Annotated in this window: 17 protein-coding genes; 6 read left to right on the top strand and 11 right to left on the bottom strand. The window is 40.4% G+C overall.

The window, feature by feature from the left end; translation table 11 throughout:
• The first annotated feature begins 27 nt into the window (after positions 1-27).
• Positions 28-1,839 carry a S8 family peptidase gene (locus tag NQ489_RS05210; protein ID WP_021651345.1) on the top strand — a complete coding sequence of 604 codons (1,812 nt, stop codon included), beginning with the start codon at positions 28-30 and terminating at the stop codon, positions 1,837-1,839.
• Positions 1,840-2,059: 220 nt separating this feature from the next.
• Positions 2,060-3,148 (top strand): class II aldolase/adducin family protein, encoded by a 1,089-nt coding sequence (locus tag NQ489_RS05215; protein ID WP_044961478.1) that lies wholly within the window; start codon positions 2,060-2,062, stop codon positions 3,146-3,148.
• Positions 3,149-3,299: 151 nt separating this feature from the next.
• Here NQ489_RS05215 and NQ489_RS05220 read toward each other — a convergent pair whose 3' ends face one another.
• The 5 genes from NQ489_RS05220 to NQ489_RS05240 form a co-directional block, all read right to left on the bottom strand.
• A complete protein-coding gene (locus NQ489_RS05220; RefSeq protein ID WP_044961479.1) occupies positions 3,300-4,526 on the bottom strand; it encodes a 6-phosphofructokinase in 1,227 nt (408 codons plus the stop codon).
• A gap of 258 nt (positions 4,527-4,784) precedes the next feature.
• Entirely contained in the window at positions 4,785-5,975 is a 1,191-nt protein-coding gene (locus tag NQ489_RS05225; protein WP_021414331.1) for a tyrosine-type recombinase/integrase, read from the bottom strand.
• A 78-nt stretch (positions 5,976-6,053) separates the two neighbouring features.
• Complete coding sequence (locus NQ489_RS05230) at positions 6,054-6,257, bottom strand: excisionase (RefSeq protein WP_002347229.1); 204 nt, start codon at positions 6,255-6,257, stop codon at positions 6,054-6,056.
• A 400-nt stretch (positions 6,258-6,657) separates the two neighbouring features.
• Positions 6,658-6,897 (bottom strand): helix-turn-helix domain-containing protein, encoded by a 240-nt coding sequence (locus tag NQ489_RS05235; RefSeq protein ID WP_021414330.1) that lies wholly within the window; start codon positions 6,895-6,897, stop codon positions 6,658-6,660.
• Positions 6,898-7,317, bottom strand: coding sequence for an RNA polymerase sigma factor (locus NQ489_RS05240; RefSeq protein WP_032506568.1), 420 nt, complete (start codon positions 7,315-7,317; stop codon positions 6,898-6,900).
• 636 nt (positions 7,318-7,953) lie between these two features.
• Between NQ489_RS05240 and NQ489_RS05245 the strand changes: the two genes are divergently transcribed.
• The 4 genes from NQ489_RS05245 to NQ489_RS05260 all read left to right on the top strand — a co-directional run bounded on the left by NQ489_RS05245 (position 7,954) and on the right by NQ489_RS05260 (position 12,313).
• Positions 7,954-8,397: a lactococcin 972 family bacteriocin gene (locus NQ489_RS05245; protein WP_198013389.1), complete on the top strand. Its 444-nt coding sequence runs from the start codon at positions 7,954-7,956 to the stop codon at positions 8,395-8,397.
• 115 nt (positions 8,398-8,512) lie between these two features.
• Entirely contained in the window at positions 8,513-10,519 is a 2,007-nt protein-coding gene (locus tag NQ489_RS05250; protein WP_021651349.1) for a DUF6619 domain-containing protein, read from the top strand.
• Entirely contained in the window at positions 10,512-11,165 is a 654-nt protein-coding gene (locus NQ489_RS05255) for an ABC transporter ATP-binding protein (RefSeq protein WP_021651350.1), read from the top strand. Before NQ489_RS05250 ends, NQ489_RS05255 begins: the two co-directional genes overlap by 8 nt.
• Before the next feature lie 11 nt (positions 11,166-11,176).
• Positions 11,177-12,313 carry an amidase domain-containing protein gene (locus tag NQ489_RS05260; RefSeq protein ID WP_032506566.1) on the top strand — a complete coding sequence of 379 codons (1,137 nt, stop codon included), beginning with the start codon at positions 11,177-11,179 and terminating at the stop codon, positions 12,311-12,313.
• A gap of 32 nt (positions 12,314-12,345) precedes the next feature.
• Here the strand turns inward: NQ489_RS05260 and NQ489_RS05265 are convergent, their stop codons facing one another.
• The 6 genes from NQ489_RS05265 to NQ489_RS05290 form a co-directional block, all read right to left on the bottom strand.
• The gene (locus tag NQ489_RS05265; protein WP_021651351.1) at positions 12,346-13,266 is read right to left on the bottom strand and encodes a conjugal transfer protein; all 921 of its coding nucleotides are present in this window, start codon (positions 13,264-13,266) and stop codon (positions 12,346-12,348) included.
• Positions 13,267-13,583: 317 nt separating this feature from the next.
• Complete coding sequence (locus NQ489_RS05270) at positions 13,584-14,591, bottom strand: C40 family peptidase (protein ID WP_021651353.1); 1,008 nt, start codon at positions 14,589-14,591, stop codon at positions 13,584-13,586.
• A complete protein-coding gene (locus NQ489_RS05275; RefSeq protein ID WP_021651354.1) occupies positions 14,588-16,789 on the bottom strand; it encodes a CD3337/EF1877 family mobilome membrane protein in 2,202 nt (733 codons plus the stop codon). The genes NQ489_RS05270 and NQ489_RS05275 overlap by 4 nt, the downstream gene beginning before the upstream one ends.
• Positions 16,789-19,239: an ATP-binding protein gene (locus tag NQ489_RS05280; RefSeq protein WP_021651355.1), complete on the bottom strand. Its 2,451-nt coding sequence runs from the start codon at positions 19,237-19,239 to the stop codon at positions 16,789-16,791. Before NQ489_RS05280 ends, NQ489_RS05275 begins: the two co-directional genes overlap by 1 nt.
• Positions 19,217-19,615 (bottom strand): conjugal transfer protein, encoded by a 399-nt coding sequence (locus NQ489_RS05285; protein ID WP_004843362.1) that lies wholly within the window; start codon positions 19,613-19,615, stop codon positions 19,217-19,219. The genes NQ489_RS05280 and NQ489_RS05285 overlap by 23 nt, the downstream gene beginning before the upstream one ends.
• Before the next feature lie 109 nt (positions 19,616-19,724).
• Entirely contained in the window at positions 19,725-20,228 is a 504-nt protein-coding gene (locus NQ489_RS05290) for an antirestriction protein ArdA (protein ID WP_002323345.1), read from the bottom strand.
• Positions 20,229-20,240: the final 12 nt, after the last annotated feature.

Raw genomic sequence — 20,240 nt, forward strand, 5'->3', positions numbered from 1 at the left:
TATGAAAAAGGCGAAAGCAGGCCTGTCATGCTCAGAAAAGAAGATTTTGAACCAAATATGAAAACAGAGGATAAGATCCCCGGAGCGCAGACGGAAAATCCGGCACAGAGTCAGCGCTTCGGGGATTTTATCGTGAAATATATGCAGAATGTCCAGGATACTATGGAACTTTTTCCGGGGGCATCTTTTAGGGCAATCAATGAAATTTTCGGGGTTCTTTATGTTCCGCTGGAAAGTATGGGAGAAATTGAGGTCACGGGAACCTCCTATAATTCGATCCCGAAATGTTATACCTACATGGATATGGAGGCAGCAGGGGAATCAGGGATCAACAGGCTGCACGATCACCCTTATCTGAAGCTGCGTGGAAAAGGTACTGCGGTGGCGGTGATCGATTCGGGGATTGATTATCAGAATGAAGTGTTTCGAAATGCAGGCGGCTCCAGAATCGCTTATTTATGGGATCAGTCCATAGAAGAGGAAGAACAAAATCAGTCTGGACGGGAGTTGGAAGCTGAAAATGGAGATGCAGATAATTTGCCGGGGGATGATATAGCAGATACAGAAGTTCCATATGGCAAATTATTCCGGAAAAAGGATATCGACCGGGCACTGGCTTCCGAGGAGCCGTTTGCCATCGTGCCATCCAGAGATACCAACGGCCATGGCACGGCACTGGCGGGTATTGCTGCCGGAAATATGGTACCCGGAGAAAATTTTACCGGAGCAGCGCCGGAGGCAACCCTGATCATCATCAAGGTAAAGCCGGCAAAGCAATATCTCCGGAATTTTTATCTTTATCCTCCGGAGGCAGAAGCTTTTCAGGAAAATGATGTGATGATGGCCATTGCTTTTGCGATTTCCCAGGCCAAAAAGCTGAAGATGCCACTTTCTATCTGCCTGGGGATCGGAAGCAGCCAGGGCGCGCATCTGGGGACCAATGCGTTAAGCCAGTATGTGGACTATGTGGCAAATTTTTCTCAGGTATCCGTATCTGTGGCAGCAGGAAACGAAGGAAATACAAGAAACCACAGTACGGGGATTTTTTCTCAGGGAAGGGAACAGATCGTGACAGAACTTCGTGTAGCGGAAAGAGAGCAGGGCTTTACCATAGAATTCTGGGGAGAACCGCCGGAAATCTATGAGCTTTCCATCCAGTCACCAACCGGTGAGATACTGGAAGTCAGCAGTTCCATAGGTTCCAGAACCCAGGAGCTGTCATTTGTTTTTGTGGAAACAAAGGTGTATGTGAATTATATCCTGATCGAGCGTCAGACCGGATATTCCCTGGTGTATATCCGATTTTTCCATCCGGCGTCCGGTATCTGGAAAATTTTTACCCAGGCAAGAAATCAACAGAACGTACAGTTCCATATATGGCTTCCTGTGGAAGGGCTGATCTCCCAGGATACCTATTTTCTGGAACCATCCCCCTATACCACGGTGACAGCGCCGGGAGACGCCAGGAACAGCATTACGGCAACTGCCTACCAGCATCGTGACGGAAGCATCTACATTGCAGCAGGCAGAGGCTATACGCCAGATGGCATGATCACTCCGCATCTGGCAGCTCCTGGCGTTAACGTAAAAGTGCCGCTGGTACGAGGCGGCTTTGAAACCCGCTCCGGGACCAGTATCTCCGCCGCACAGACCGCCGGTATCGCGGCACTTCTGTTTGAATGGGCGATCATACGGGATAACCAGCCGTTTTTTACCGGGAGCAGCGTGAAATATTATCTGCAGAGAGGCGCAAGAAGAGAAGAAAACATGCAGTACCCAAACCCGGAGTGGGGGTATGGGAAGGTGGATCTGTATCATACCTTTGAACTGCTGACGTGAGATGATGAGAATTGGAAAAAATATGAAAAGCAGAAACAGATCATTTCCTTTGGAAAGAGTAGATGCACAAGATGCATAGATATTACATTTGGAAAAATAAAAAAAGGATACGAAAGTACTAATTTTGGAAAAAATATTCATATAGATAATTCACTTTGTATCGTGTACTATAAATATATGGAAAAATTATATAATGACACAACAGGGAGGAATTTTACTTATGGAGCTTTCAACTTTGGTAAAAATGTCAAACACTTACGGAAGCAATCCGGCCTATGTTCTGGCAGGAGGCGGTAATACTTCTGTAAAAGACGATACAACACTGTATGTAAAGGGATCCGGTACACAGCTTGCTACCATTAAGGCAGAGGAATTTGTCAAAATGGACAGAGCCCGTCTGAATGAGATCATGAAAACGGAATATCCGGCGGATGATGTGAAGCGTGAATCTGCATATCTTGCAGATGTAATGGCGGCAGTGACCGATGAGGATAAAACCAAACGTCCCAGCGTGGAAGCACTGCTCCACAATCTGTTTGCCTATACGTATGTCCTGCATGTTCATCCGACACTTATCAATGGACTGACCTGCGGAAAGGGCGCAAAGGCTCTTTGCGAAGAGCTTCTTGGAAAAGATGTACTCTGGATCGATATCTGCAAACCGGGATACACACTTGCCCGCATCTGCTTCGAGAAAATGAATGCCTATAAAGAAGAAACAGGAAAAGACGTGCAGGTTCTTCTGCTTCAGAATCACGGAATTTTTGTTGCGGCTGATACTGTAGAGGAGATCGGCGTTTTATTCGATGGTGTGATCGGAAAGCTGGAAAAGCAGGTAAAGAGAATTGCGGATGTAAGTGATGCAGTTACACCTGAAAAAGAGCAGGCAGCACAGAAGCTTTCCAGTCTGCTTGGACATGCGGTGGAAGTCGTACCGGCTGCGGAGGCGGATCATTTTGTAAAAGATAAAACTGCTGCGGCACCTCTTCTGAAGCCGTTTACTCCGGATCATATTGTATATTGCGGACCTTATCCGTTATTTGTAGAAAATATTGATGAGGCGAAAAATGCGATGGATGCATTTATGGCAGAGCATGATAAAGAGCCAAGACTGATCCTGGTACAGGGCGTTGGCGCATTTATCATGGAAGATGACAAAGGAAAGGCAGCAAAGGCACAGCTTCTGGTAAAGGATGCGATCAAGCTTGCAGTGTATGCAGAGAGCTTTGGCGGTCCGCTGCAGATGACTGATGAGATCACATATTTTATCACACACTGGGAAGCAGAAGCATATCGCAGTAAGAAATAAAAAAGAAAAATATATAGAGAGAAATAAAGAAAATGCATCGGGAACTATTAGGAAATTCCCGGTGCATTTTTTATTGAATGACGGATAAACAGTTACTCAGGACAGAGTTACGCAGCAAATGTGGATATTTTTATCCGCATTACCACAAATCTTATTTCCGATACACGAACGCCGGCAGTCCATCCTCACCAACCGGAACATTTACAGTTCCCTGGATCAGCGGGCGGGCATAGCGGATAAAGTCTTCGGTGACATCTGAGCCGTCTTCTGTGATCCATTCCACAGGGACCGTCTTTTCTTCGTTGCAGATAACGTTGACATCCTCCAGTGTACATTTCATGGAGTACGGAGAATCACTCTGACGTTTAAATGCGATCATCTTTCCGGTTTCGCCGTTCAGGGCAGCCTGTACACCAAATTCACCGGCGAGGATGCCTTCTTGCTGGTCTGTTCCGGAGAGCATAGCTGCAGAGCAGCGCTGGCTTACATTGAGCTCTACGGAGCGGGCTTTGACACCAAGACGGCTGCGTACAAGATTCTCAAGATATTTACCGCAGCCAGCAAGCATCTTGTGACCGAAGGCGTCGGTTCCGGCAGCGCTGTCGTATTCGCAGATGAAAGTGCCGTCTTTATCATGGATTCCCTCAGATACACAGACTACGACGTTGCAGTTTTTCTCGAAGGCAGCATGAACTTTCTGGAGAAATTCTTCTACATCGAAATCGGTTTCCGGAAGATAAATGAGAAGCGGATTGTCTCCAACGTATTTCCGGGCAAGGGCAGCAGCTCCGGTGAGCCAGCCTGCGTGACGTCCCATGATCTCGATGATAGTGACGGATTTTTTCTCATAGACACAGGCGTCCAGGGTGATCTCACGGACGGTGGAGGCTACGTAGCGGGCAGCACTTCCGAATCCGGGAGTATGGTCGGTGTTTACAAGATCGTTATCAATGGTCTTCGGCTCACCGAGGATACGGATGTCGCTGCCGATCTTTTCAGCATAGCGGGAAAGCTTGCTGACGGTATCCATGGAATCGTTGCCGCCGATATAAAAGAACCAGCCGATGTTCATCTCCTCGAATTTCTGAAAAAGCTTCGGATAAACCGGATCCTCCAGGGATTCCGGAAGCTTGTAACGGCAGGAGCCAAGGTAAGCGCCGGGGGTCCAGGTAAGAGCGAGAAGCTGCTCTCCCGGAAGTGCTTCCTGGAAATCAAGGACTGTTCCGTTTAAAAATCCCTCAATGCCGTTGACCATACCATAAACATGGTCAATCTCTTCTGTATGTTTAAGTGCTTCAGATACCACACCGTAAAGACTGCTGTTGATAGCTGCGGTCGGTCCGCCGGACTGTCCTGCGATAAGGTTCTTTTTTGACATTCTGATACCTCCTGGGTGTTGTTTTTTTATATTGTAACAGAAATAGGAGAAGATAACATCTAAAAAAATCACCTTTTTTATAAAAAAACTTACTAAATTTCTGATTATCTTTTCATAAGTTGGTAAATGCCGATATATCCCGTATTTTAGGGATTTATCGGTATTTTCTTTTTGGAAGATACCTTGCATAAGCTGGCATTTACCAGCATGAAAATGCAACCAAAAGTAGTAAATGAGTAGTAAATATAAGCTCCGATATTAACAAGCCAGTCTTTCCAGTTCCGCTTTTGCAGATTGAAATGTACCGTGTGCGTAATAGCCAAGTGTCATGGTTATGTTAGCGTGTCCCATGAGATATTGCAGGGTGTTTGGGTTCATTCCTCTATTTGCCATATTCGTACAATAAGTATGCCTGAATGAATGTGGTGTGATGTTCGGTAACTTATCCGTGTGATACTTGTTATATTTCTTAATCAATCCTCGCACCATACCCTCATAGTTTCCTGCAACTTTAGGCAAGCCCTCACGGTTTAAGAATAGGAAATTGCTGTAACCACCTACAATCAGCGGTTGTGCTTTTCCTCTGTTCTTTAGTATTCTTTGGATTGCTTGATAAGCCCGTTCTGTCAATGGAAGTTCCCGTTTTCCGTTTTTGGTCTTTGGTGTTTCAATATAGTAGCTCATTTCGCTATCTTTCAATAACTGGTGGTCTATATTGAGTATTCTGTTCTGCATATCAATATGCGTCGTCAGTCCGCAAAATTCAGAAATACGAAGTCCCGTTTCCAGCAGAAGCACAACCTCATCATAATACTTACTATAAATCTTGTCCTTTTCCATAAAGGCAAGCAGGCGTTCTTCCTGCTCTGGTGTAAGGATAACTTTCTGCTCTGTATCATCTTCCAGAACATCACTTAGCTTAAATTCAAATGGGTTCTTTCTGATACAGTCGTCTTGTATCGCCATGTAAAATGAAGCTTTCAAGGAACGCTTATAGTTATCAATCGTTTTATAGGCATATCCTTTTTCGCTCATTCTGATAGCCCATTCTTTAGCGTCCGACTGCTTAACAGTATCAATCGCCCTCATACCCAATGGGTCATTTTTCAGAGCATTCATAAGATACTGTCGTCCCTTTTCAGTAGCCCTTTTGATGTTCTTTCTTTGGCTGTTTTTCTTGTCGTAGAGCTGGCAGACTGTCATTTTACCGCCGACTGTGTCGATACCGTCGTTAAGGTCTTTTTTTATCTGTGCTTCTTTTTCCCTCAATGAAATATCATCACGCTTTCCAGCAGGTGTCTTGTCTGTCGGTACAAGTTTCCAAGAATAGATAAATTGTGGCTTTCCGTATATATCGGTATATTTATAAACGTATCTTCCGTCTTTTCGCTGGCTCTCTCCATTACGCAAATTGCGATTTTTACTGTCTTTTCGTTTTACATTAGACATAGTGTAAAGCTCCTTTCCGTCATGGAATGAGCCGTGATACGCTATATCTTATTATACCATATCTACGGCTCAATGACATTAGATTTCGTCCAATGTATCTATGATTTTTTCAAATTGTTTTCGCTTTATCTGAATACGATTACCGTTTACGATAACCCAGCCAGCGTCAAGATTTTCTTCGGCTAATTTACGCAATTTCTTCTCGCCAATGCGGAAGTATTTGGACGCTTCTTCAATCGTCAGCGTATATTTTTCCCAGATAGGCACATCAGTATTGTTCATAATCTATGCACCCCCTTTACTGTGTGTCGTTTTTTACAAGCAGGCAGACGGCTTTGGAAAGCTCCGTTAGTATCTCAACTATTCCCATTCTTGTGGGCAGAACCGCACCATGCGGACGTATCATTATTCTGTGAGGATAGGTCGTGGCAAAACGACTTTTCCAACAGTCGCTCTCGGATCACTGCGTGGGTCGCTCGCTTTCTTTTGAAAAGGTCGTGGCGTACAGTCCCCGTGGCTCGCTATCTCACAAACGTATCTGTCTGCTTTATTCAGTTGTCAAAGAACAATAGGCTTGTCCGCCTATAAAAATCTGTCGTAGTCAACAGATTTTTATAGATTGACAAATCTTTAAATCGGGACAGGAAAGAGGGTTTTGGCAAATCATATCCCGATATAATCATTATTTAATGTTTACTTCAAATGCTCTCATTTTCTTTATCATTGCTTCACGAATACGTCCTTTCAGTTCCATATCAACAGCAATATAAAGATTTCCGTATTCATCATACAAAGGACGAAGACAACACTTTGAAAGGTAAGCGTCATAGAATTGAAGCATTTTTTCTATTGCTTTTTCGTCCCCGTCTGCTACAGAAGCAATTAAACGGTAAGGAGGGCATTTTGCAACAGCTTTTCCCATCTACTTTTCCTCCTGTAAAATTTTTTTCATATTATGTAAAGCGACTTGACGATTTTTAAATACACCAGCTCTTGAGATATGCTGAAGTTCTGCAATTTCTGTATCACTCATGTCAAGAAAATAGAACATTAAGAGATTATTTCTTTTTCTCTCTGGTAACTGTTGTAACGCTTTACATAGTTCATTACCCGATACTCGGGCTTCCATTCCATACACATCAAAAATAGTTACATCAAGTTCGTAATCATCAAAAACAGGAAAGGAATTAACCACAATTTTTGGTAGTTCACAAAACGGGATTTCACGATTAGACCGTCGGTCTAATTCTTTTTCATAATTCTTTATGATTCCGTCAATAACTTTTTTCATTAGCGTATCGAACTGTAAGCGAATTGCGTTTTCAAAAGAAGTCGGTTTCATGTTCACACCTCCTCCCTGCACAAAGCGGAGAATCTTTATCCCCCTTTCCGCACCAACACTGTACAGGCAGGTGTGATTTGCTAACCTAATTTCAAAAAAAGTGAAAAAAAGTTTTTGAGCATGAAAAAAGTCCGTACAAAACAAATTGTTGTAGCGGACAATTTTAAAAGTATTTATTAAAATTTTTGGGATATTAAAACAACTATAAAAATGAAAGTTTGTATCATTATCAATAACTTTATTTAGTGTACAATTAAAATATGTTTTCCCATTTGTAACCAATCTCCTGTAAAAAAATATAAACGATACATATTACATTAAAATTATAATCTATCACATCAAAAAAATTGAGCGAAAACAGTCGAAATGAAAAAATAATATAAATATAAAATATTTTTCTATTTGATTCTATGCTTTGATAGATAGTTATAATCACTTTAAGATTGTAGAATTTTTAACAAATGCTTGTGCATTATTTATATAATTAAAGCATTAAATTGACAAAATTCGTCATTTTATGAAAGCGTTTATTTTTTTTATAATTTCATATTGTTAGATATTGACAATTCAGTGGTTTAGGACTATCATAAAGGTGTAGAATAAAGTAGCTGAAAGGAGCCAAAAGGAGGAATGGTCATGTTAAACAAAAAGTCTTTATTCACTAAACTAGCAGCTGTGAGCATGGTAGCTTCAATGATGTTAGCTACGCCAGTAATGGCAGCGACGAATGACACAGGCGACAAGGACGCACAAAATGGAATCGTAAAGACAACTTACGAGGACGAAAATGGCACATGGACTGAAGGTATGATTGGTGGTAATCCAGAAGGAGTTGAAACTTGTTGGTTGGCATATGGACCATTGTACCAATATCCAAGTGAAGGTGGAACATGGCAATACGGTTTCTGGAATGCTAAAGTTCGTTCTTACTACACAGTTAATAGATGTCATGGTTCAACAGTTAAGTTGAATGGTAAGACATCACGTTCAGTAAATACTGCATCAGGTAAGAAATCTATCGCTGAATTATGGGCTATTCAATCTGATTCTAATGACCAGTATTTCTATCGTGTTTGTTAGTTAAGTATCATATTTATTGTTTGATAGCTTAAATGACAAATTAGATTTTAGGCTTCGGTGCTTGTCATCGAAGCCTATTTTATTTAATAAATAGGATAATGGAGTTGATATTTTTATGAATAAACATGGCATTAGATTGATTAGTTTTATTTTAGCTTTATTTTCATTCATTATGATCTTTCAGAATTTAATGAATGACCAACAGCAATTACCTTTAGGTACAACAGAACAACTTGTATTAAATATTGCTGAAACTGGTACTACGAAAGAACAACTTATTTCAGAGTTAGATAATATCACGAATAAGCACAATGCTACTTTAGTAAAAGTTGTTATTCCTAGTGATGAATATAAAAATAAAAAAGACATCATTTACTTTGGAGATGAGAAACCAAAAAGTTCTGACATTATTATTGATAATGATAATATTAAATGGTTAGATTCAAGTTTAGAGGGAAAGTTAATTTCATCTAAAGATATTGGTAATAGACCTTTATATGGAAATTATGCAGTAAAGGGAAATCAGAATTTTAAACAGGATATAGAAAACTGGGCTAATGATAACGGAATTACTATTCAATGGTTGAGAAAAGTATCGTTTATAAAAAGTTTGTATTACAATTTAGTTCATAATGGTGTTGGAAATGTTATTTTAACAGTATTATTATTATTCATTTCAGTATTATTGACATGGTTTATTTCACACTCAAAAGGAAGAAGTATAAGATTATTGAGTGGAGTAGACATTAAAAAAATTCATATTGAAGATACATTAACACTATCAAAAATGTTTATATCCAGTTATTTAATTTCACTCATAGCATTTTGGGTATATATTGGAATTACTAATGATTTTAAACAAATTACATTATTGTTATCTAAGGATATTATAACACTATTGGTATTGGTTGTTATTTCAGCATTGATTAGTTTCGGTATTTCAATGATTGTCAAACCAAAAACAGAACATCTTGCGAAAAGAGAAATTCCTTTCAAAAAATTCAGAATGCTCAGTATTGGCACTAGAATTATGTCAATAATATTAGCTCTTTTGATAGTACCAAGCACCATAACATCTGCTTACATTTTACAGCAGTTATCTAATGAGTATTCTTTATGGGAAAATATGCAAAGCATTGTAAGTATATCTTTCAGCGATTTAGATTCATTAAGTACAGATAAAATGTTGCCATATGTTGATGATTTTTTTGCAAATATGGCAGATAACGATAATTTATCCTTATCTTTATCTATTGATAAATCTATACAATTAAGTGAGGAAGAATACGGTGGTTACGACCACATAATAGTTACTGATAAATCATGGGTTGATTCTTTTGATATTGGAATAGAAGAAAATAAAAGTGGTGGAGAATTGAATAAAATTAAATTGAACGATTTAGATAAACCACTACAGGACTTTATAAATGTTCAAATGCCTTTATGGACTAAGACAGAAGAAATCCAGCCTAGCGGAATTAACTTCTATGAATTTAGCGGAGATAAATTTTTGGCTTTACCGCCAAATGTTGGCTATGGTGGAAGCACTATACAAGCTAAAAATCCATTAGTTATATTAGTGAATAATCCAGTACAATCATTAAATACATTAGGTTTTATGTTACCTGCTTGTTCAAGTGGTAATGTTGTTTTTCCAGATGAAAATTTATTGAGAACTGAATTAGCAAAAACACCTGTAAAAGATTACGTTGTTTCGATAGATACTATTGCTGATGTTGCTTTATCACAAGCTCAAAAATTTGCAAAAGAAGCTGTATTCTATGTGATAGCTTGTATTCTAATTTTTGTATCTATGATTTTTGCAGGTATTCTTACCGCACAGTTATGGGTAAGCGAAAACAGAAAACGAATATTTACGTTACATACATTCGGAAAATCATACAAAGAAATAATAATGCAAACCTTTGTGCATGAATCATTTATTGCGATAATCACGGTAATCATTGGAGCAGTAATTTCTTTTGTTATAAGACGACCAGAAATTATTACAGTTTTATCAGTGAGCGTTATTATTTTGATTTTATATTGCTTGAGTAATTTTGTTGCTTATCATATATGTACTAGACAAGCATTTTACAAAGTAGCAACAAGAAATGAGTAAAAAATGGGGTGTAAAAATGGAAATTAAAATGAATAGTATAAGCGTTGTAATCAAAGGAAAACGCATTTTCTCAAATATCACAGACACAATGAATAGTGGAGATATGGTAGCTCTCACAGGTTCTTCTGGGTGTGGAAAAACGACATTATTAAATTGTTTAGGTTTAATACAGCCAATAGAAAGTGGTTCTATTTTGATAAATGGCAAAGATACTTCAAAGTGGAACGATAAGGATAAAACGAAATTTTGGCATAAATATGCGACATTTATTTATCAAGATTATGGAATTATCGAAGATGAAACTGTAGCATATAACATTACATTAGATAAGTCAAAAGCTAAAAGTAAAGCTGTGAAAAACATATTAGATAAAGTTGGTTTAAATGGTAGAGATTCTGAACTAGCAATCGTACTCTCTGGTGGAGAAAAGCAACGCATAGGTATAGCAAGGGCAATATTAAAAAATGCTTCTATTATCTATGCTGATGAGCCTACTGCTTCTCTTGATTCTGAAAATAGACAAATCGTGATTAGCTTATTAAAAGAATGTGCTTCAAATGGGGCAATCGTTATTTTAGCTACACATGATGATAGGCTTGTTAGTGAATGTAATAAAGTCATAAGTTTAAATAAAAATAGAAATTAGGAGTAATGATTATGAAAAAAATGTTTTCAGTTTTATTGATTACAACTATCATTACTACATTAGGTAGTCCTGTTTATGCAAGTAGTCAAAATCCAAGTGATTTACAAGAATGTATAGAGAGCTCTATGTTCTATAATAATGAATATAGATTATTCAATGAATTTACATATCAAGGAATGGAAATCAATTTGTTTCCTGAAACAACAATCACTAAAGAAGAAGCTCTTATTAAGTATAAAGAAGCGTATAACTACATAGCAGAAAAAGCTAGTGCACTAGGTATTGTAGCGGATTTAGATAACTATGAATTTCAACAATATATTAAAGGTTATGCTATACCAACTTCTACTAATAAGGAACTTAATGATAAACTAGCGGAATTTGCAGAATTTATAGATATTTATGAAAATGCAGAGTCTAATAAAAAAATCATTTCTTGTTTAAAAGAAAAAGAATTTAATTCTGAAGAACTTGAATTGTTATTACCAATAAGTAAGAGTTCAACTGAATTATCTAACAAAATAACTCCTAGTGATAATAGAGAATCAAATGGGTACTCTTCTAATAAAGCTACTCAATATGCAAAGCAATGGTGGAATAGAACAAATAATACAGATTTTCCATATTATGCTAATTATTATAAGCAAGACCTTAATTCTAATGATTACAATGATTTAGATGAAAATGCAGAGGGACAGTCTGCAATAAGAAGAGGTTGGAGCGACTGTACAAATTTTGTTTCACAATGTTTAAGTTATGGTGGTTTTCAATATAGAAAATCAGGATTGATTTTACCACATAGACAATCTAAAAACTGGTATTATGATAATGGAAAGCCATCACATACATGGGGTGGAGCTAATAATTTTTATCAGCATTGGGAATCCAGAGCTGGTATAGCAAAAACATCAGATTTACTTACAGCAGGAGATGTAATTTCAGTAGACTTTACCAAAGATGGAGATATAGACCATACTGCAATTATAACTTCCAATATTAACAACACAAATGAATCTAAATTGTTGACACAACACAGTATTGATAGAAGTGAATTTTTACCTACAGGAGATTATTTTTCTTTAGCAAATCTATATAGTCAAGATTATAAAATATATGGATATGAAATGGATAAAGCACCAATAAAATAAAATACGAAAGGAGCTTTTGCTCCTTTCATTTTTTATTTATTATTGGATAATATTTTCCAGTTACTATCCTTATAAAGTGTTAATTCATACTGTGATACCTGCGCCGCCTTTGTCTGATTGTCAATGAACTTCACAGATACCTTGACTTTCACATTGCCCCCGTCCTTTGTAAACACGGGATTGCCAAGCTCGGAATAGAGATAGTCCCCATTTATCGGTTCAAGGGCATTTCCCTCTACATAATAAGCAAGCTCCGTTTCTGTAGCGGTAGGGTACAGCTTGAAGAATGTTTCCAGAAATGCCGTAGCGTCATTTACAGTGTCAGCGTCCACACTGTTGTCGGCTTCCTGTGCCTTTGGTTCATAACTGGATTTTTCCATAGCAGGAGCGAGGGTAGGGTTCTGTATGATTACCATATCCCCGTCAGCGTCTACATGGACTTTCACGGTATAGGTTTCTGATACGTTCCTTGTCTGGTCGCCCTCTTTTATCTGCTGATCTACTTCGTAGGTAGCAGTAAAAGCGTTCTCCCCAGACTGTTCTATATCCCAGATAATCACGTCTGTAACCGTGGAGCTGGTCGGAATGTCAGTACGGATAGTATCAACATTCAAGTCCTGCAATTCCTTTGTCAGATAACGGCTGATTGCCTGTGTCCTTGCTTCGATAGCTTCCTTACTGTTGCTCCATGTATAATAGGATTTGCAGAAATTCTTCACGAAATTTTCTATCCCGTTGGTATCGTTAAGGCGTAGCTGTATGGTTTCTACCTCATGCGTGGTGTGCTGGTCGATAGCGGTAAAGTTCTTATATATCCCAAAGCTCACGCTTGCGATAAGCACCACCCACAACGCAATCACGGTTTTCTTATGTGTGCCTACCTTGACAGTACGCACCTTTTTTTCTTTTGGTTCTTTGATAGTTTCTGTCTGTTTCTCATTCTTCTTAAACATATTTTTCAAGTCCTTTCTGTCCTTTCATAATAAAGTCTTACATTTACAAGTGCCTTTGTGATAAAATAGTTTGACAATAGAAAAGCCTGAAATGCTCTGCACTCCAAGCTGGTCAGCGTGACGATTCCACGTTCTGATTTATGACATTGCCACCTATGGTATTTATCCTGATATTGTCAGGCTTTTTTATGATTTTTGCTTTGTGGTTGTCATACTTTTTTATCAGCCATTCGTTGTGATAAATATTGTCACACTTTTTTATGAAAATGTCGTACTTTATTCTCATATTGTCAAACTTAATTATTTTTAGACACTTTCTATTGTTTTACTCGTCCTGCACCGATTAAGTGCTGTTGCCAGTAACTACTACTCAAATCTGCATATCCTATCGGATTTCCTGCGTGGTACATCTGTGTCGGCGAAACAAGAATACCGACGTGTGTTACATAACTTCCAGCGTTATAGGTAGAATGGAAAAATACCAAGTCCCCAGCCTTTGCCTGCGAGAGTGGCAGATGTTGGGTAGCGTCATACTGTGCTTGTGCCGTTCTCGGTAAGGAGATACCAGCTTTTCCATAGCACCATTGCGTCAGCCCCGAACAGTCAAAAGAAGTGTTGGGATTGCTACCTCCATACACATATTTCCAGCCTTGATATTTTAACGCTTCATTCATTACCTTTTGTGCCAGCTCTCCCGATACCTGCGGAACAGTTAAATACTGATTGACTAATTCGACGTAAAATTGATTGCCATACTGATACCGCCAACCCCCGTTCTTCGCAACGGCTATCGGGTTGGTGTAGGTTACTTTCTTTCCACCCGATTTCTCACGGGCGAAGCTCTCTGCAAGGTTAAAGGTGTGTTTCTTTCCCTTTCCTGCCACATATCCCACATAGCCACCGCCATAGTTATAGGACTGTATCGCTACATTCAAATCCTCGATACCTTGATTTTTACAGGAAGAAAGCAGGGACGCAAAATACTTACACCCCTGCTTGATTGAGCTTTCCGTATCTAAGGAATTAGGCGGTAAACCAAGACTTTCTGAACTCTGCATAACATCTTCTGCCGTACCGCCACTTTCTACTTGAATGATAGCCAATAGCACATTGATATATTCGGAAATACCGTATTCTCTGGCGTATTTTTCCACCATAGGCTGATGTTTCAAGACTTCTGCGGATAAATTCATACCCGTAATGCCGGAAGAAAAGTTGCTGTTCTCGTCGTCGCTGTCCGCACTAATGAGGACACCAAAGAAAAGCACCAGAGAAAAGAGGATAGGAAACAGACTGCCAATGAGAGCGATATGTTTCAGTTTCATTTTTTCTTCTGTCCTTTCTTCGTTACAAGGTTACGGGTTTTCTCTGTGGTCTGCTGGTTCTTCTGGATGTTCTGGGTCTGCTGAACCTTTGTCCTGCGGTCTTTTGTGTAATTCTGGCGTGTTTCCTGCGATACCACTTTTTCTACATTCTGCCTATGTACTGTTTGTGTAGGCTGGGTCGCTTTTCTATCAGAAGCACCAGAAGATAACGGACGCTCTTTGATAACATTTGTCTTGACTGGCTCACTTGCTTTTGAAGTAGTCGCTGTGGCAGGACGTTTGACTTCCTGCGTTTTTTCCGCACTCGGCTTTGAAGCTGTGGCTGGTCGCTCATGGGGACGGGTAGCTCCCGTTGTCGCTGATCCGTCAGCCTTTCGCTGTGCCTGCCTTGCTTCTTGTGCCTTTTGAAGCTCCATACGCTTGTCAGCGATATTTTTCTTGTGCTGTTCCTGCTTTTCCAATCGTCCCGTCTGTCTGGACTGCTGTTCCTGCACCATGCCACGCTTGAAGTCGGACACGCTGGACTTTGCCTTTTCCTTTGCGGAATACACCGCATAAGCGGTCTGTGTCGGCATATCCTTGATGTTTTCTTTGACAGCGTTTGCTTTGTCTTTCACTTTATTTTTCGTATCTAAGACAGCACCCACCTTTGAGCCTGCACGCTGTCCCATGCTGGAAGTGGTATTGCCCCGATTTTCTTTAGAAGCTGTATTTTTTCTTTCAGCTCGTTTATTAGCAACGGCACTTCCAGCCACCGCACCAGCCACACCGCCCGAAATACCGCCAGCACTTACCGCCCTTGCAATACGGTGTTCCATACGCCTAGCCCTATGTCGCATAAACAGATACGGTCTGCGGAAAATTCTTCGTCCCATGCTTTGACTGTCATTAGCGTTCAAAGAGAACATACTCATTAAATCGCCCAGCTTCATGTAGATACCAGCGAAACATACTATCTGCAAGAACGCTACCATAAAGAACGGGTAATCTTTGGAGATGTTATAAAACATACTGGAAATGCTGAACGCCACCGTTACAATGAGCGTTATGCCTGCCCGTGTCATTATGGTATTAAACACCCTTACGATTGCCTGCTTTGCCATGCTTTCATAGCTCGGTATCATGGAAAGTAAAAAGCTGATAGGTAAAAACATTGCAAAGATAATAAAAAGTATCTGGCTAAACAACATCATGCCCGTAAGCAAGAATACAAATATCGTGATACCTAAGTTAAAGAACAAGAGGAAAAACACCATACCTAAACGGTTTACCACCTGCGGTATCGTCAGATTGTTGTTGTCGTTGTCCTCGATTTCTGTTTTCACGACTTCCTCTCTGGTTTTCCCGTCCTCGTCCTCTGGACTTGCCGATACAAGAGCGACCACACGGTCTGCCCCGATTTCTTCTGCGTTGCTGTTCCCGAATTGTAAGAGTAGCCACGGCTGTTCCACTTGAATAGAAAATAAGCTGTCCCGTATCAAGTCTACGCTGTCCTTGCCCTCGCTGTCAGAGTTGGGGAGCATGATTTTTGTTCCCAAATCAAGTGAAGCGGTACTGATGTCTGATGAAAATTCATTTATCTTCTTGATGTAATCGGGAGCATAGGCGATAAACGAAGCGGACAGTACGAACACCACTACAAAGTTGATAACGGCGTGAAGTGCCTTGCTGGTTTCCCGTTTGATAAGTCCCGTATAGGCAACATAAAGTCCCACCACTAAGATAATGAGAAGCAGGAAACCAACATAAAAGCCAGAGCTGGAAAAACCGTTCTGTGTTACGCCTGCAAGGGTCTGTATGCTTTTTCCGATACTGTCTGCCATATCGTTGATGAAGTCCAGCTTATAGGCTTCCTGCACTACATAGCCCGTGGCATTGCTTAAATAAAGGCTTATCGTCCAGACAAAATTAGTGATACAGTAAAGCCCGTACTGCACCGATTTTCCGATACCGTCCAGCCAGTTCCACGGAAGCCACGACCAGCTATTATCTACATAAAAATCAAGCTGATAATTCGACAGCGGATATTTTGAGTAAAGATTTTCTTCGTTTATGGTATCGTCTACAAGTCCCGTCGCATGAGCCACCGTCCCCAAAAGTGAAAGCAGGATAAGGGAGAGTGCCACCACGAACAGAGCCATTTGGAGAAAGTGGAAAATCTTCTTTTTTGTGAACGCACCTTTTATCCTTTCTTTCATCACTCCACCTCATTTCTCTGTACGGGCGGTCTGGTATCAAAGGCGTGTAGCAGTTCTTCAAAGACGGGGTGTATCTGCACCACGCCGACACGCCCGTATAAGTCCTGCAATAAGCATTGTCCGTTCTCCAAATCACGCAAGCGTTTCTGGTTGTTCTCGTCGTCCTTGTCGATACCGAAAAACTCTAAGGTCTGCTTTATCTCGTTAATGTCAGTAGAACGAAAGGCAAATTTCAAGCCGATATTGTTTTTCAGACTTTCTTTTGACACGTCGCCAGAAGATTGTGTAACAAAATAAACGCCTGCCTGCATAGCTCGCCCAGCACGAACCAGCTTATTTGATAAGGTTTCGCCTTGTGCCACATTTAAGAACGCCCATGCTTCGTCCAAATCTACAATCTTAAAAATACTTCTGTCCGAATGGATAAAATCAAGGGCAAAGGTGCTAATCACAATCAGCATAGACACCGACAACAATTCAATGGTCGTGTATTCCTCAAAAGTGGTATCTTTATCTGGCAACACAAGGTCTGCTACTTGAATGATATTGAGCTGGTTATCAAGGCTGATTGCATTTTCCACCGTACCGTCTGAAAACAGCAGATGTGCAAAGTCGTAGTCCGTGAAGCTGTCGATATGGTCTGCAATATTTCTTGATATGGGCGTATCTTCACTGCGTAGCTCGTCTATCACATGGAGCAAGCCCCGACTGTCGCTCTGGGTAACGGAACGAACCGCTTTACGAAGTACGGGGAATTTTTCGCCGTCCCTAGAGGAAATACCCGTAAGGAATGTCAAGATGTCGATTGCCAGACTTTCAGCGTCCTTAACATTCTTCATAATCACGAATGGGTCAAGAAGTCCTGCATTGTCCTTGTCGCTGGTAAGATTTACGATATTGATTTCATGGGCGATTTCTGGAAGTGTTTCTTTCCAGTTGCCACGCTCTGATTTTGGGTCTAAGATAACCGCTTGTCCCCCAAACAACACCGAATAATACACAAGAAGATTGTTGCAGAACGACTTTCCACCGCCAAGCGAACCGACAAAAGCAGAAGCAAGGGCATTTGTAACTGTGCCTTTTACGCCCTGCGAAGCTAAAGACGGTTGCAGGTACACATTTCTTCCCGTATCAACGGAATAGCCCATATAGATACCCGTAGTTTCCCCTAACTGCTGGGTCGCTCCAAAGCCAAGCCCTGCCAAGAAGTCTGATTTTACATACTGCACATAGTCATTGATATATCGCTTGCTGGCAGGAAGAAATTCAGAATGAAGCCCCAGCATATCCCCAGCAGGGCGCACCAGCTTTACATTGAAGTCATCGTAAAAGTCCTTGACTTCATCACAACGGCGTTTCAGCTCGTCAAGATCGGGTGCAGACACCCGTATCACGTAGCTTAACTTATACATACTTTCTTTGCTCTGGTCTAAATCGGTTTCCAGCTCGTCCACGCTGTCTAATGCGTCCACCACATTTGAGCTGGTTTCACTTCCTGCTTGATAAGCGTGATTGTCAAGGTCTTTCAATTCCTTTTTCTTATTTCTTACTGTGGTAAGAGCCTTTCTGTTCTCCACGATTTCTACATTCATAGAAGTATCAACGGGGAATGTGAATTGCTGTTGCTGGAAATAGAAGATTTCAGACGACGGAAAATCAAGCTCGCCTACAATCGCATTGACGGTAAAATAGGACACATAGCTTTCCTTGTCCTCATGTTCCAATAGTAAATACCGCTGGCTTTCCTCAATCACACACCTTGTCGGACGGATAAGGTCGTAGTATTTTATCAGCGTTTCTTTGTTCAATTTCTTCTTTGGTAGCTGGTACTCATAATCTTCATAGGCAATACCGTCCCTGCCGTAAAGATGTTCCATGAGATACCCAAAATCATTGATTTCCAAGCGACGCACCTTAAAGCGACGGGAGATTTTATTTTCCAGTAACTTTTCCATTTTCATGTAACGGTTGATTTCATCATTCGGCATGGAAACAAAATCATTCATCAGCGTGTGGTTCACTTCATGGAGAAATTCCGTGAACGTCAGCCACGCCGATTTTTTGATGTTCTTCAGATTGAGCTGTTCTTCCGTAACCATGAGCTTAAAGCCAAGAAAAAAGCGGTAGTCCACTTGATTGTCCCCAATCATAGATACTAACGCTTCGGTCTGTTCGTCTATCTTCTGATAGGCAACTTCCTTTAATTTTCCCGTTACCAGTTTCTTTGACTGCTCCTGCATACTTCTTATGGAGCTTTCTGTGGCAATCTGCAACGCATGAATTTTACCCTCACGGGACTGTGCGATAAGCTGTCGAAAGCTGTCATGCACGATAAATTTCTGCTCTGCGGATAAGAAAGAATAGTTATACGGTATCAGCTCATAGTAGGCGAACACCTCATTGTCCTTGTTCCAGACAAGGTTATTGTCAATATATTTTATCGGGAACATAGTTCACACTCCTTACTGCCGTGATTGTTTCATTCAAGGTCTGCTTATGCAGTTTTACGGCTTTTCCTGCATAAGTGATTTTAGGTCGCAGGGCATAGGTTATCTGTGATTTCAAAAAGCTGTACGGCTTCTTTCCGTCAAAGGTTTTCTGCGACATAAACCAAGTGAGAGCAACGGGAATACCGAAGTATTTGAGAAACGCTCCCTCAATCATGGAAAGTGGGGGAATATCCCCAAACAGAATGATGATAAATTCCGTAATCACAAACCATGTAATCTGTGTAAAGGTAACGGGAAAGGGTAAGTTAAAGTCATTGATTGCATACAAAACTTTTTCCACGTTCCAGATACCCGTATAAGATTTAATCTTTTTCAAATTCTTTCAGCTCCTTTCAAAATAGAAAAGGACAGCCATGTTTCAGACTGTCCCTTAAAAGAGAAATACGCTGTCAGTAGCAACAATGCTTGTCGCTGATCTTCCAGCGTTAGTATGGTATCTCGCACATACCTCGGCTTGTTTCAATAAAGCAACCACCCATATCCAAATCTCGCCCATAGGCTTCATAGTCAATGTAGTTCTGTAAGCTGGGTGGAATATCCCCTAGTGCCTGCAATTCGTCTATGTAGTAATAGGCAACGTCTGTCATGGTTTCACAGTCGGGATAATAATAAATATCGTCCTTGTGTTCCACGACTTCTTCCAGCGTCCCGTAGTGGCTGATAAATTCGTCCAGACACTCTACGATATAGTCGGGAAGTTCCTCTATCATTTCATACATTTCATTGAGTTCTTCAATGGAAACATACTCTCCAATCGCAATAGGGAAGTTGTCGGTATCATGGATAGCATATTCCTCATATTGTTCATTTAAGCCGATTTTTTCTTTCACATCTTCCTCGTCAATAGGAAACGTGAACCAAGCACCGACTAAATAGCCCTCATTGTATTTGCCAAGATTAGCAATGTAAACCGCCATATCATCAATCATAAGCACCACCTC

This window comes from Blautia sp. KLE_1732_HM_1032 (assembly GCF_025147905.1).
In the GTDB taxonomy this organism is placed as follows: Bacteria; Bacillota; Clostridia; order Lachnospirales; family Lachnospiraceae; genus Blautia_A; species Blautia_A fusiformis.